This is a genomic window from Aeromonas sp. S18(2024) (genome assembly GCF_041402525.1).
GTDB classification, from domain to species: Bacteria; Pseudomonadota; Gammaproteobacteria; order Enterobacterales; family Aeromonadaceae; genus Aeromonas; species Aeromonas enteropelogenes.
The window spans coordinates 165,611-178,800 of the sequence record NZ_JBGLQV010000005.1 but is presented as its reverse complement, the minus strand read 5'-3'; the positions used below and the strand labels follow the sequence as shown (position 1 = coordinate 178,800).

Sequence of the window (13,190 nt, the reverse complement as noted above, 5' to 3'; positions counted from 1 at the left end):
ATGAGCATGAAAGGAGTCTTGCTGCGTTGGTTGGCCCGTTACGACGCATGGTGCGAAGAGTGGGGGCTCACACCGCAAAACCGGCGCTGCTGCACGCCGGTGCGTTACGATGAGGAGTCATCAAAAGATCAGTCGGAAAAGACCTCTTCTTCCTCTAGTCAAAATTGCGAGTCACGGCACCGGTAACGCTGTTGTACTCAAAGCCGAGGCCGTTTTCATAATCTGAACCAGTCTGGAAGCGACCCATCGAGTCGCGCAGGATATAGCGGCAGTTGTAATGCATCTCATCACCCTCCTCCTCATCAGGATGTCCCGGGCCAACCATGTCCGAAAGATAGTCCGCCTGCTTTTTGATCTCATCAGGTTGGTTGGTAGAAGCTACCGTCTGGTCGCCATCAAGGAGGTCGGTAAACAGCAAACGGCAATCCGATTGATTGCTGACCGAGATATGGTTTCCTGAACCGGGCTGATAGGGAGTATTGGCGGGTTGGTTGTAATCCTCTTCGGAACCTGACGGCCATCCGTAGCGATTGATGTCCGACTTGCCCTCCCCATGGCTCCCCAAATTGTAAAGTGCGACCGCCTCTCCCTTGGTGGCAACAGCCCATCCTGCATGGGCCAGCTGCACCGCACTGGCAAAACTACCCGCCGTCGCCGCGACACTGCTTCTTAACGCATCATCCTTGATATTGATAAAACGGGGCAGGGCGATGACTGCCAGAATACCCAGCACTATGATGACCAGTACCAGTTCAATCAGGGTAAAACCATGGTGTCTGTGTTTCATTGTGTTGAATGACCCATTAAATACCGCAAATAGGTGTAGTGATATGCAGCTGATTGACAGTCATTGCCATCTCGACTTTCCCGTCTTCGACAAGGACAGGGAGGTGTTACTGGCTCATTGTCGGCAGCTTGGGATCCGGGAGTATATCATCCCTGCCATCGCTGAGGATAACTGGGAGCGGGTAATGGCTTTGGCAGGCCAGCATGCCGATATTTTCTATGGCTTGGGCATTCACCCCTGGTATGCCGGCGCACAGCAGAAAGGGGTGATGGAACGGCTGCGGATGCTGGTGGCTCGTCGCCCGACCGGGCTGGTGGCGATAGGCGAGTGCGGGCTGGATCTGCGTTCCCATGTTCCCCAAGAGGGGCAGATGGATCTATTTGAGGCGCAAGTCAGGCTGGCTTGTGAATATGAGCTGCCATTGATCGTGCATTCGGTACGGGCCAATGACACGGTTGCCAAGCTATTGCGCCGTTTCAAACCAGCCAGGGGTGGGGTGATTCATGCGTTCAGCGGCTCCCGGCAGCAAGCCGACACTTTCTGGCAGATGGGATTTCGCTTGGGGGTCGGTGGGGTGATCAGTTATGAGCGGGCCAACAAGACCCGTGAGGCATTTCGTGATATGCCGCTTTCATCTCTGTTGCTGGAAACCGATGCGCCCGACATGCCGTTGCAAGGGGACCAGGGGCAGCGCAATACCCCGGCGTCATTAGTAAAAATAGTGACTACTCTGGCTTCAATAAGAGAGGAAGGCATGTTGGATGTTGCAAGGGTGTTGCATGAATCTACCCTTGAACTTTTCCATCCTGAACGTCAATGCTGAAACATATATGCAACAAGGCTTTTGGGCGGCAGAAAAAAAAATGAGCGTAAAAATCGTTTGCTGTCTACTTTTGTGACAATCGATCATTTTGACACTGATAAAATGTGACCAGCATTCTATTTTAAAGGCCTTTAATTAGTATAATGCGCTCCCCTTGATTAGCGGCTTGAGGTTACAAGTTGCTAACAAGATAGGTGCTACTAGAGGAAGATAATAATGAGCTTAATCATGGGTCTGGTGGGGATGGCAACGCTCGTCCTTATCGCGGTGCTGTTCTCCAGCAATCGCAAGGCAATTAACGTACGTACCGTACTGGGTGCGTTCGCAATTCAAGCCGGTCTGGGCGCTTTCGTGCTCTATGTACCGGTAGGTCGCGATATTCTGGTGGGCGTATCCGACGCCGTATCCAGTGTGATCAGCTATGGCCAGAACGGCATCGACTTCCTGTTCGGTGGTCTGGTCAGCAACAAGATGTTTGAAGTATTCGGCGGCGGTGGCTTCGTGTTTGCTTTCCGTGTTCTGCCGGTCATCATCTTCTTCTCTTCCCTGATCGCAGTGCTCTATTATCTGGGCATCATGCAGGTGGTGATCAAGCTGCTGGGCGGTGGCCTGCAGAAAGTGCTGGGTACCTCCCGCACCGAATCCCTCTCTGCTACTGCCAACATCTTCGTGGGCCAGACTGAAGCCCCGCTGGTAGTTCGTCCTTACATCTCCAAGATGACCGACTCCGAGCTGTTTGCCGTCATGTGTGGTGGTCTGGCTTCCGTAGCCGGCTCCGTACTGGCCGGTTACGCCTCCATGGGCGTCAAGATGGAGTACCTGATTGCCGCATCCTTCATGGCTGCTCCGGGTGGTCTGCTGTTCGCCAAACTGCTGGTGCCCGAAACCGAGACCCCGAACTACGATGAAAGCGCCGCCGATGCCGAGCTGGATGACAAGCCGGCCAACGTGATCGACGCTGCCGCTGCCGGTGCCTCTGCCGGTATGCAACTGGCTCTGAACGTAGGTGCCATGCTGCTGGCGTTCATCGGCCTGATCGCCATGATCAACGGTATCTTCTCCGGTGTGGGTGGCTGGTTTGGCATGCCTGAGCTCTCTCTGGAGCTTATTCTGGGCTGGATCTTCTCCCCGCTGGCCTTCCTGATCGGTGTGCCCTGGAACGAAGCCGTGGTTGCCGGTTCCTTCATCGGCCAGAAGCTGGTGGTGAACGAATTCGTGGCGTACCTGAACTTTGCTCCGTACCTGAAAGATGAGCTGCTGATCAATGGCGCCGTCATGTCCGATCACACCAAGGCCATCATCTCCTTCGCTCTGTGCGGTTTCGCCAACCTCTCCTCTGTTGCCATCCTGCTGGGTGGTCTGGGGTCCATGGCACCGAACCGCCGTGGCACCATTGCACGATTTGGTCTGAAAGCCGTACTGGCCGGCTCTCTGTCCAACCTGATGTCTGCCACTATTGCAGGCTTCTTCCTGGCGCTGTCCGGCATGTAATATCGCCTGACCAGACAGGTATAAACACAAACGCCACGGCATCTGCCGTGGCGTTTGTGTATGGGACGGTGACAACCGTTTTCCTATCTAAACTAATAATAAAATGAGTCAAATCGGAGGTTTTATGAATGAAGTGCTACTGGCGATGGTGGCCGGCTTTATCGTTGGCTTGTTGTTTTCTTTCCTCAAATTGCCCATTCCTGCGCCGCCGGTCTTGTCCGGGGTGATGGGGATCGTGGGGGTCTACCTGGGTGGCTTGGCCTACTCCTGGATCCTCACCCGTTTCTTCTCGTAAGGCTTTTTCTACCAGGGTTTGCCAGATGTGAGATACCTCTGAAAATGGCAAATCCGGCTTGCAAACACGGGGTATCTCGGCTGAAATAGGCATTGCCAGCAGGGTGCTGGCATTGACTAATGCCCGATGAAATCGGGTGTTGGCGGTCAAATGGAATTGATTGGGAAGTCGGGTCAGATGTTGTCGGCCTTTCTCAAGTCTTCATGGAACCAAGTCCGCACTTTTGTAAGAAAGTGACAGGGCTCTTGCCTTATTTGCAGCCAGCTATGCCTCTGCATACGCGCTGTAATTCCATTCCCGTATCCTTGGGAGTCGAGTCTTGCCGGTTGCGTTGCAACAAGCGGGCCTTTGCCCCGGGATCCGGACTACTTAGAGACTTTGGAGAACAGAATGACTGATCTGAAACTGGCCGCCCAGCGCGCCCTGAACCTGATGGACCTGACTACCCTGAACGACGATGACACCGATCAGAAAGTGATCGACCTGTGTCACAAGGCCAAGTCTCCGGCTGGTCTGACCGCCGCCGTCTGTATCTATCCCCGTTTCATTCCCATCGCTCGCAAGACCCTGCGTGACATCGGCGCTGCCGACGTGCGCATTGCGACCGTGACCAACTTCCCCCATGGCAACGACGATATCGAGATCGCCGTGGCCGAAACCCGCGCCGCCGTCGCTTACGGTGCCGACGAAGTGGACGTGGTGTTCCCGTACCGCGCCTTCATGGCGGGCAATGAACAGATTGGTTTCGATCTGGTCAAAGCCTGTAAGGAAGCCTGTGGCGCCGATGTGCTGCTGAAAGTGATCATCGAGACCGGCGAGTTGAAGGAAGAGGCGTTGATCCGTCGCGCTTCCGAGATCTGTATCGATTCCGGTGCCGACTTCATCAAGACCTCCACCGGCAAGGTGCCGGTCAATGCGACTCCGGAAGCGGCGCGCATCATGATGGAAGTGATCAAGGCCAAGAACCCGAAAGTGGGCTTCAAGCCTGCCGGTGGCGTGAAAGACGCGGCCGTTGCCGGCCAGTACCTCGCCATGGCCGAAGAGATCCTGGGCAAGGACTGGGTATCCGCCCGTACCTTCCGCTTCGGTGCCTCCAGTCTGCTGGCCAGCCTGCTGGCGACCCTGGGTCACGGCGAAAAGCCGGCCAATACCAGCGGTTACTAAGTTGACCCGAGAGGGCGAGCCCGGCTCGCCCTGTTATGCCCGGCCACATGGCCTGTGGCAGGGCGTCCGGCTTTTGTAACGCCAGTCATGGCGGAGGGAATGAAAGATGTTTTTGCCTCAAGAAATTATTCGCAAGAAGCGCAACGGCGAAGCGCTCAGTACCCAAGAGATTCAATTCTTCGTTCAGGGCATTACCAACAACACCATCGGCGAGGGCCAGATCGCGGCACTGGCGATGGCAGTCTATTTCCAGGATATGACCATGGATGAGCGGGTTGCCCTGACCTGCGCCATGCGCGACTCCGGCATGGTGCTGACCTGGGATCACCTGAACCTGGGTGGCCCCATCGTCGACAAGCACTCCACCGGTGGTGTGGGTGATGTCGTCTCCCTGATGCTTGGCCCCATGGTCGCCGCCTGCGGCGGTTTCGTACCTATGATCTCCGGCCGTGGTCTGGGCCACACCGGCGGTACCCTGGACAAGCTGGATGCCATCCCTGGCTACCAGACTTCAGTCGACAACGACCGTTTCCTGAAGGTGGTGAAAGAGGCGGGTGTCGCCATCATCGGCCAGACCGGCGATCTGGCCCCTGCCGACAAGCGTATCTATGCGGTGCGTGATATCACAGCCACCGTCGAATCCATCGCCATGATCACCGGCTCCATCCTCTCCAAGAAGCTCGCCTCCGGGCTGGAAGCGCTGGTGATGGACGTCAAGGTGGGCTCAGGTGCCTTCATGCCGACCTTTGAGGCGTCCGAAGAGCTGGCGAAGAGCATCGTCGCCGTGGCCAATGGGGCCGGTTGCCGCACTTCTGCCTTGCTGACCGACATGAACCAGGTGCTGGCCTCCAGCGCCGGCAACGCGGTGGAAGTACGCGAGGCGGTGCGCTACCTGACCGGTGAATACCGCAACCCGCGGATCCACGAAGTAACCATGGCCCTGTGTACCGAGATGTTGATCTCCGCCGGGCTTGCCAGCAATGATGTCGATGCCCGCGCCAAGCTGCAGGCAGTGCTGGACAACGGCAAGGCGGCCGAGATCTTCGGCCGCATGGTGACCGGTCTGGGTGGCCCGTCCGACTTCATGGAACGTTATGACGCTTACCTGCCCAAGGCTGCCATCGTGCGCCCGGTTTACGCGGCCAACGCCGGTTTCGTCACCGCCATGGATACCCGCGAACTGGGTCTGGCCGTGGTCGCCATGGGCGGCGGTCGTCGCGCAGCCGGTGACAAACTCGATTACGCGGTCGGTCTGACCGACTTTATTCGCCTGGGTCAGAGCGTCGATGCAGACAAGCCACTCGCCCTGATCCACGCTCAAACTGAAGAGCAATTCGCTCAGGCTGCCGGCATGGTGCAGGCAGCCGTCAAGATCGGTGATACCCGACCAGAGGCGCTGCCCGAGGTCTACCGTCGCATCGGTCTGGCTGATTTGTAACAAGGGGAAGTCCCATGAAACGTACCTTTATTCTGATGATGGACTCTTTCGGTATTGGCGCTGCCGCCGATGCCGACAAGTTCGGAGATGTGGGCGCCAACACCCTTGGCCATATCGCCAAAGCCTGTGCCTCCGGCGAGATTGAGGGTCGTGGCCCGCTCAACCTGCCGAACCTCAACAAGCTGGGTCTGGGCCACGCAGGTGAACTCGCTTCCGGCACCTTCCCGGCGGGTCTGAACAAGGAGATCGAGGTGGTCGGTGCCTACGGTTTCGCCCAGGAGCTCTCCTCCGGCAAGGACACCCCGTCCGGTCACTGGGAGATTGCTGGCGTGCCCGTGCTGTTCGAGTGGGGCTACTTCAAGGATCACCAGAACAGCTTCCCGCAGGAGCTGCTGGACGCCATTGTCGAGAAGGCCGGTCTGCCCGGGTATCTGGGCAACTGCCACGCCTCCGGCACCCAGGTGCTGGACGACCTGGGCGAAGAGCACATGCGCACCGGCAAACCGATCCTCTACACCTCTGCCGACTCCGTGTTCCAGATTGCCTGCCACGAAGAGACCTACGGCCTCGAGAAGCTCTATGAGCTGTGCCACATCGTGCGCGAGCTGCTGGAGCCCTACAATATCGGCCGTGTCATTGCCCGTCCGTTCGTGGGCAGTGGCAAGGGGGACTTCAAGCGCACCGGCAACCGTCACGACTACTCGGTACTGCCGCCGGCGCCGACCGTGCTGGACTACATGAAAGAAGCGGGTGGCCAGGTGGTTTCCATCGGCAAGATCGCCGACATCTATGCCCAGCAGGGCATCACCAAGCAGGTGAAGGGCACCGGCCTGACCGAGCTGTGGGATCGTACCCTGGAAGAGGTGAAGGCCGCCGGTGACAACACCATCGTCTTCACCAACTTCGTCGACTTCGACTCCTCCTACGGTCACCGCCGTGACGTGAAGGGCTACGCCGATGCACTGGAGTATTTCGACTCCCGTCTGCCGGAGCTGTTCGAGCTGATGCAGGATGGTGACGTGGTGGTACTGACCGCCGACCACGGTTGCGACCCGACCTGGAGCGGCACCGACCACACCCGTGAATACATTCCGGTGCTGTTCTACGGCAAGCCGGTAAAGGCTGGCAGCGTCGGCCGTCGCGACACTTTCGCCGACATCGGCCAGAGCATCGCGGCCTACCACGGTCTGCCCAAGCTGGCATACGGTACCAGCTTCCTGTAAGTTACCCGCCCGCCGCCTCGGCGGCGGGCAAACCAATAAAGACAATAAAACTCAACCCAGTGTGAAGGAATCAAGAGAATGGCAACTCCTCATATCAATGCGAAAGATGGTGCGTTTGCAGATACCGTACTGATGCCGGGCGACCCCCTGCGTGCCAAGTACATCGCCGAGACTTTCCTGGAGAACGTCGAGCAGATCTGCGACGTGCGCAACATGTTCGGGTTCACCGGTACCTACAAGGGCCGTCGTATCTCCGTCATGGGTCACGGCATGGGTATCCCGTCCTGCTCCATCTATGCAAAAGAGCTGATCACCGACTACGGTGTGAAAACCCTGATCCGCGTGGGCTCCTGCGGCGCCGTACGTGAAGATGTGAAACTGCGTGACGTGGTGATCGGTATGGGTGCCTGCACCGATTCCAAGGTGAACCGTCTGCGCTTCAAGGATCACGACTTCGCCGCCATCGCCGACTTCGATCTGGTTGCCAATGCCGTACAGGCCGCCAAGAACAAGGGCGTGGCCGTGCGCGTAGGCAACATCTTCTCCGCCGACCTGTTCTACACCCCGGACCCCTCCATGTTCGACGTCATGGAAAAATACGGCATCCTGGGTGTCGAGATGGAAGCTGCCGGTATCTACGGCGTGGCTGCCGAGTATGGCGCCAAGGCACTGACCATCTGCACCGTCTCCGACCATATCCGTACCGGTGAGCAGACCACTTCCGAAGAGCGTCAGCTGACCTTCAACGACATGATCGAAATCGCGCTGGATTCCGTCCTGCTGGGCGACAAGTAATCCCTTCGCGTATGAAAAAGGCGGCCTTCTGGCCGCCTTTTTGCATTTCTGAAGCAGGGGTTAGAGGTCGAGTACGAAGCGTCCCTTACCGGCCTGTTTGGCCCGGTACATGGCGGCATCGGCTCGATTCAGCAGATCATCGATCCGGGAGTGCCGACCCGAGCGGCAGAGTGCCCCGCCTATGCTGCCGGCAAGGGAGAGCTGATGGCCCGCGACATCGGCGGGCACGGCCATGGCGGCCAGCAAGCGATCGCACAGGGCGGGCAGCTCCTGTTCGGGATGGTGCAGGGCGGGCAGTACGACGGTGAACTCGTCGCCGGCAAGACGAGCCACCATGTCGCCGGGGCGGACTTCCGATGTCAGCACGCTGGCGAAGCGTTGCAGCAGGGCGTCGCCGACGTGATGGCCCAGCCGATCATTGATCTGCTTGAAACCGTCCAGGTCGAGAAACAGCAGACCGAGCGACTCCGCACTGTAATGTACTCGCTCCAGTTCGCGGGCCAGGCGCAGGGTGAAGGCACGCCGGTTCGGCAGCCCGGTGAGGGGATCGTGGGCCGCCTCGTGCTCAAGCTGAGCCTGCAATGCCTTGTACTCGGTGATGTCGGTGCCGAGGATATAGACGCCCTGTTCATCGCTGCGACTCGGGATCATGGTGATGCGCAGATCTCGCTCTCCGATGGGTAGTGTAAAGCGGGACTCGAAGCTGAGTTGCTCGCCGGCCTGTGCGCGCTCGAGATAGGCTTGGGCGCGCTGATAGCTGGTTTCACCCATGCTGTCTCGCAGGCTCGTGCCAAACAGCAAATCGGAAGCCAGCCCGAAGTAGCGACAGTAAGCCTGATTGGCGAACAGATAGCGACCGTTCGGTGCCACCATGCTGATGGTGACAGGCAGGCCGTCGGTGATGGCGCGCAGCCGGGCCCGGCCACGCTCGATTTCGGCCTGCACCCGGCGACGGGCCGTGATGTCGTGTAGAAAAAGGGCCAGGCGAACCTTGTCATCGAAGCGGTAACGCTCGGCAATAACCTCGACCGGGAGACGCCGCCCGTCACGGGTATGGATGTCACACTCTAGACGCCGCGGCTGATCGCCGGAAATCGGCAGCTGGGTGAACAGGGGATGATTCTCTTCAAGCAGGCGAGCCAGGGGCTGACCCAGCATCTCTTCGGCTTGCCAGCCAAGCAGGGTGGTGGAGGCAGGGTTCCAGCCGGTGATGGTGAGTGCCTCGTCGAGCTCGAGAAAGGCATTGCTGGTGTGCTCCAGCATATGCTGCAGGCGTCGCTGCTCTCGCCACAGGCTTTGCTGTACGGCACTGCGTTCGTTCATTTCCCGATGCAACTGCACCACTGTTTCCGACAGTTCGTGAGTGCGTTCGCGCACCTGCTGCTCCAGCCCTTGCTGCAGGGTGAGCAGTTCGGCTTCGGCCTGCTTGCGTTCGCTGAGATCGGCGAACACGGCGATCATATGGGGGGCCACGGTACGGCTCTCGCACAGGGCGACGCTGAGCTGCACCCAGCACAGGGAGCCATCGGCGCGGATCATCCGCTTCTCCAGCCGATAGTCCTGGCGCCGCCCCGCGATCAGCGCTTCAAACAGGGGGAGCTCCCGGACCAGATCTTCGGGATGAGTCATGTCATGCCAGGTGAGCCCGAGCATCGCTTGTTCGCTGTAGCCAAGCAGTCTCTCCAGCCCCGGGTTGGCCCGCAACCACTGTCCCTCAAGGGAGGAGAGGGCCATGCCGACCGATGACTGGTTGAAGGTGAGAGTGAAGAGGTGTTCCTTGTCTTCCAGTATCTGGTTCAGACTGCGTACCTGATGGCGTCGCTCCAGATCGTGCAGGGTGTTCTCCACCAGGCGGCCGAAGTCGTCCAGATCCTGACATTGGGCCTGGTCGAGTTGGCGGGGGTGCTGATCGACCAGGCAGAGGGTGCCGAGCACCACGCCGTCGAGGGCCCGCAGCGGACGGCCGGCATAGAAGACCACGTGAGGCGCTTCTGTCACCAGCGGATTGTCGGCGAAGCGCGGGTCACGCCTGGCATCGGGCACCTGCATGATGTCGGGACGCAGGATGGCGTGGCCGCAGAAGGAGTGTTCCCGGCTGATCTCGCACATCTCCACTCCGCTTTTGGAGAGGAACCACTGCCGATCCACATCGGTCAGGGAGACCATGGCAATCGGCAGCGAGAAGTGTCGGGTGATGAGGCGGGTCAAGCGATCCAGTTGATCGATGGGTTCCCGGTCGAGCAGGCCAAGGATGCGCAGTCGCTCCAGTCGACTCTTCTCATCCAGTGGCAGAGGGGGGGCAATCATGCAGCGCTCCTGCTGTTGGTATTGCCATGGTTATATACAAGGTTACCAATAGGGTCTACTCACCTTGCGGCGGATCGACCGGTTTGCTCTTCTTCTTGTGCTTGCGAACCCGCATATAGTTGCGACGCACTCCATAGGAGAGGAGCAGGCCTGCCAGCAGGGCCACCAACAGCATCAGCCGCTGTTTCTCCTGCGTTACCTTGAGTCGGGTGTCCTTGTCCGCCAGCAACTGCTGCTCTTCCAGGGTGATGCGCAGGTAGCCGAGGGTTTGATCACCATCCAGGATCTCCTGCACGTATTGGGTGCGTCCCTTGCCCTGTTCCGGCACCGACTTGTTGTCACTGCCGATGGGCAGCAGGCTCTCCAGTGGCATGGCCTGTTCCGACTGGGCGAGAGGAATGCCGCGGGCATCGTACAGAGTGACATCGAGGATCTCCGGCTCGGCCGCCAGATCCCGGGCCAGCCGCTCCAGTTCGCCGGTTTTATCTTCCTTGAGCCAGCGTTTCATGTCGCGAGCCGCATAGGCCACCAGTGCCTGGGCACGGTTGCGTGCTTCGCTGTGCAGGGCAGCCTGGCTTTCGCCCTGCATATGGATGAGCACGCCCAGCACCCAGCATCCGAGCAAAATACCGGCGCCCAGACTGAGAACACGTTTGATGGGAAGATGACGCTGCAAGCCGAGGCCTCATGATGACTAGGAGTGGCGGGATCTTGGCGCTTGCCTGTACAAAAAGCAATACGCTACTCTGGGCCGGCACTATTAACCCCCAGATCACCAAGGAAGGCGTACCCCCTATGTTGTTGTCCCAGCTCCCCCCATTGTTGTCCGATTGGCCTGCGCTGTTGTCTCACTCTTCCTGCTGGCAGCTGGAAGGCGAGACCTTGCAGCCTGCGAGCGTGCCCTTGTCGGCCGCCTGGCTGGTGCTGTTTGGTAAGGGACTGGGCCCCGATCATCTGGCCAGGGTGGCAACCTTGCTGGCGGCTAATGGGATGGAGGCCAGCCTCTATCCGCCGACCGAAGTGGCGGGTGTGCCGCTCATGCTGCTTGGCACGGCACGTTTCAGCCAGGAGCTGGTGATGCAGCTCAAACAGGAAGAGTGGGACATCGATCTCTGTCATCTGCCAGCATTGCCGACCCTGAGCGAACCCGGCTTGCTGGTGATGGACATGGACTCTACCGCCATTTGCATCGAATGTATCGACGAGATAGCCCGGCTGGCCGGTGTCGGGGAACAGGTAGCTGCCGTAACGGCCGCCGCCATGCAGGGCAAGCTGGAGTTTGCCGACAGCCTGCGCAACCGGGTCGCCCTGCTGGCAGGTGCTCCCGTCGCCATTCTCGACGAGGTGGCTGCCGACATGCCCTGGATGCCGGGACTGCAACTGATGGTGGATACCCTGAAGAAGGCTGGCTGGAAGGTGGCGATCGCCTCGGGCGGATTCACCCGTTTTGCCGGCGAGCTACAACGGGCGCTGGGGCTGGATGCCATCTTCGCCAACGAGCTGGCGGTGGAAGGGGAACGGCTGACCGGCCAGGTCAGCGGTCGTATTGTGGATGCCGGCGTCAAGGCGGAGGTGTTGCAGCAGCTGGCGCAGGAGTTTGGTGTGCCCGCATCCCAAACCGTGGCCATCGGCGATGGCGCCAACGATCTCAAGATGATGGGGGTTGCCGGGCTGGGTATTGCCATTCACGCCAAGCCGCTGGTGCGGGCCGAGGCCGCCGCCACCCTCAATCATCACGATCTGGAAGGGGTGATCTGTCTGCTGGGCGCGCTGGCCTGTCGCGATCGTCGCTGGAGTTTCTGATATCCCTTATGTCAGGGCGGTGGTACACCGCTCCCTACGTCATGGAGGACGTAACAGTCACATGGAGCTGATGCAACAATCTCTGTTTATTCCCTGTGGCGAACATCAACTGCATGTTCGCCACATCCAACCGGGCATCGCTGTGCATGGCGAGCCGATCCTGATGGTGCACGGCGCCATCGAGAATGGCCGGATCTTCTACACCGAATCGGGCAAGGGACTGGCCTGTTTCCTGGCCCGTCACGGCTATCAGGTCTATGTGGCCGATCTGCGGGGCCGTGGCCTGAGTACGCCAGCCATCGCCGAGCAGGCCGGCCATGGCCAGCATGAACTGATCACCGAGGATTTGCCCGCGTTGCACCGCTGGGTGGCCGAGCGCCATTCAGGCTTCAAGGTGCACTGGGTCGCTCACTCCTGGGGCGGCGTCATCATGGCTTCGACCCTGGTCCGTTTTCCCGAATTGGCCCGGCAGGTGGCCAGTCTGCTGTTTTTCGGCACCAAGCGGGGCGTCTCGGTACAAAATCCGGAGCGCTGGCTGAAAGTGGATCTGATCTGGAACCGGCTGGCCCCCTGGTTGGCCAGGCGCCGTGGTTTTCTGGCGGCGCGCAATCTGAAGATAGGTGCCGATGACGAGCCGCTGCGCTACCTGCAAGAGACCATTCCCTGGGTCAAATGCGGCCCCTGGCTGGATCCCCACGATGGCTTTGCCTATGACGAGGCGGCGGCCCGGGTGAACTGGCCACCGCTCTGGATGATTTCGGCCAAGGCCGACAAGGTGCTGGGACATCCCACCGATGTGCGCCGCTTCAGTGACGAGATGGGGTTGGCGGCGCGCCACACCCGGCTGGGGCGGGACAACGGCAATCGCCTCGACTATGACCATATCAACATGCTGACGGCGCCACAGGCTCAGGAGGATCACTTCCCCCAGATCCTGGCGTGGTTGCAGGACCCGCAGGCGGCTTGATGAAGGCCGGGAATGAAACAATGGCGGGCCTGTGCCCGCCATTGGTTGCTTGCCGATTTGCCTGAGCGATGTCCGGAGTTAACTGGCTCGCCTGTAT

12 protein-coding genes are annotated in these 13,190 nt (G+C 59.5%); 9 read left to right on the top strand and 3 right to left on the bottom strand.

From position 1 onward, the window contains the following. Positions 1 to 154: 154 nt before the first annotated feature. Positions 155 to 787 (bottom strand): prepilin-type N-terminal cleavage/methylation domain-containing protein, encoded by a 633-nt coding sequence (locus ACB034_RS10770; RefSeq protein ID WP_026455769.1) that lies wholly within the window; start codon positions 785 to 787, stop codon positions 155 to 157. 43 nt (positions 788 to 830) lie between these two features. Here ACB034_RS10770 and ACB034_RS10765 point away from each other — a divergent pair, with 43 nt between their 5' ends. The 7 genes from ACB034_RS10765 to deoD all read left to right on the top strand — a co-directional run bounded on the left by ACB034_RS10765 (position 831) and on the right by deoD (position 8,016). Next, positions 831 to 1,610, top strand: a complete 780-nt coding sequence (locus ACB034_RS10765; protein WP_371172815.1) for a TatD family hydrolase — start codon at positions 831 to 833, stop codon at positions 1,608 to 1,610. Between the two features lie 216 nt (positions 1,611 to 1,826). Next, on the top strand, positions 1,827 to 3,101 hold the full coding sequence (locus ACB034_RS10760) for a NupC/NupG family nucleoside CNT transporter (protein ID WP_061476227.1): 1,275 nt from the start codon (positions 1,827 to 1,829) through the stop codon (positions 3,099 to 3,101). Positions 3,102 to 3,225: 124 nt separating this feature from the next. Next, on the top strand, positions 3,226 to 3,396 hold the full coding sequence (locus tag ACB034_RS10755; RefSeq protein WP_005340467.1) for a XapX domain-containing protein: 171 nt from the start codon (positions 3,226 to 3,228) through the stop codon (positions 3,394 to 3,396). 390 nt (positions 3,397 to 3,786) lie between these two features. Further along, positions 3,787 to 4,560, top strand: coding sequence for a deoxyribose-phosphate aldolase (gene deoC / locus ACB034_RS10750; protein WP_371172814.1), 774 nt, complete (start codon positions 3,787 to 3,789; stop codon positions 4,558 to 4,560). A 106-nt stretch (positions 4,561 to 4,666) separates the two neighbouring features. After that, positions 4,667 to 5,998, top strand: coding sequence for a thymidine phosphorylase (deoA, locus tag ACB034_RS10745; protein ID WP_026458151.1), 1,332 nt, complete (start codon positions 4,667 to 4,669; stop codon positions 5,996 to 5,998). 14 nt (positions 5,999 to 6,012) lie between these two features. Further along, the gene (locus ACB034_RS10740; RefSeq protein WP_124238431.1) at positions 6,013 to 7,221 is read left to right on the top strand and encodes a phosphopentomutase; all 1,209 of its coding nucleotides are present in this window, start codon (positions 6,013 to 6,015) and stop codon (positions 7,219 to 7,221) included. A 78-nt stretch (positions 7,222 to 7,299) separates the two neighbouring features. Then, entirely contained in the window at positions 7,300 to 8,016 is a 717-nt protein-coding gene (gene deoD, locus ACB034_RS10735; protein ID WP_005340471.1) for a purine-nucleoside phosphorylase, read from the top strand. Between the two features lie 60 nt (positions 8,017 to 8,076). Here the strand turns inward: deoD and ACB034_RS10730 are convergent, their stop codons facing one another. Continuing rightward, positions 8,077 to 10,323: a PAS domain S-box protein gene (locus ACB034_RS10730; protein ID WP_371172813.1), complete on the bottom strand. Its 2,247-nt coding sequence runs from the start codon at positions 10,321 to 10,323 to the stop codon at positions 8,077 to 8,079. Positions 10,324 to 10,378: 55 nt separating this feature from the next. Further along, on the bottom strand, positions 10,379 to 10,999 hold the full coding sequence (locus ACB034_RS10725; protein ID WP_042025835.1) for an AhpA/YtjB family protein: 621 nt from the start codon (positions 10,997 to 10,999) through the stop codon (positions 10,379 to 10,381). A gap of 119 nt (positions 11,000 to 11,118) precedes the next feature. Here ACB034_RS10725 and serB point away from each other — a divergent pair, with 119 nt between their 5' ends. Together serB and ACB034_RS10715 are read left to right on the top strand one after the other, a co-directional pair. Next, on the top strand, positions 11,119 to 12,126 hold the full coding sequence (gene serB, locus ACB034_RS10720) for a phosphoserine phosphatase SerB (RefSeq protein ID WP_371172812.1): 1,008 nt from the start codon (positions 11,119 to 11,121) through the stop codon (positions 12,124 to 12,126). 61 nt (positions 12,127 to 12,187) lie between these two features. Then, positions 12,188 to 13,093, top strand: a complete 906-nt coding sequence (locus ACB034_RS10715) for an alpha/beta fold hydrolase (protein ID WP_201979547.1) — start codon at positions 12,188 to 12,190, stop codon at positions 13,091 to 13,093. Positions 13,094 to 13,190: the final 97 nt, after the last annotated feature.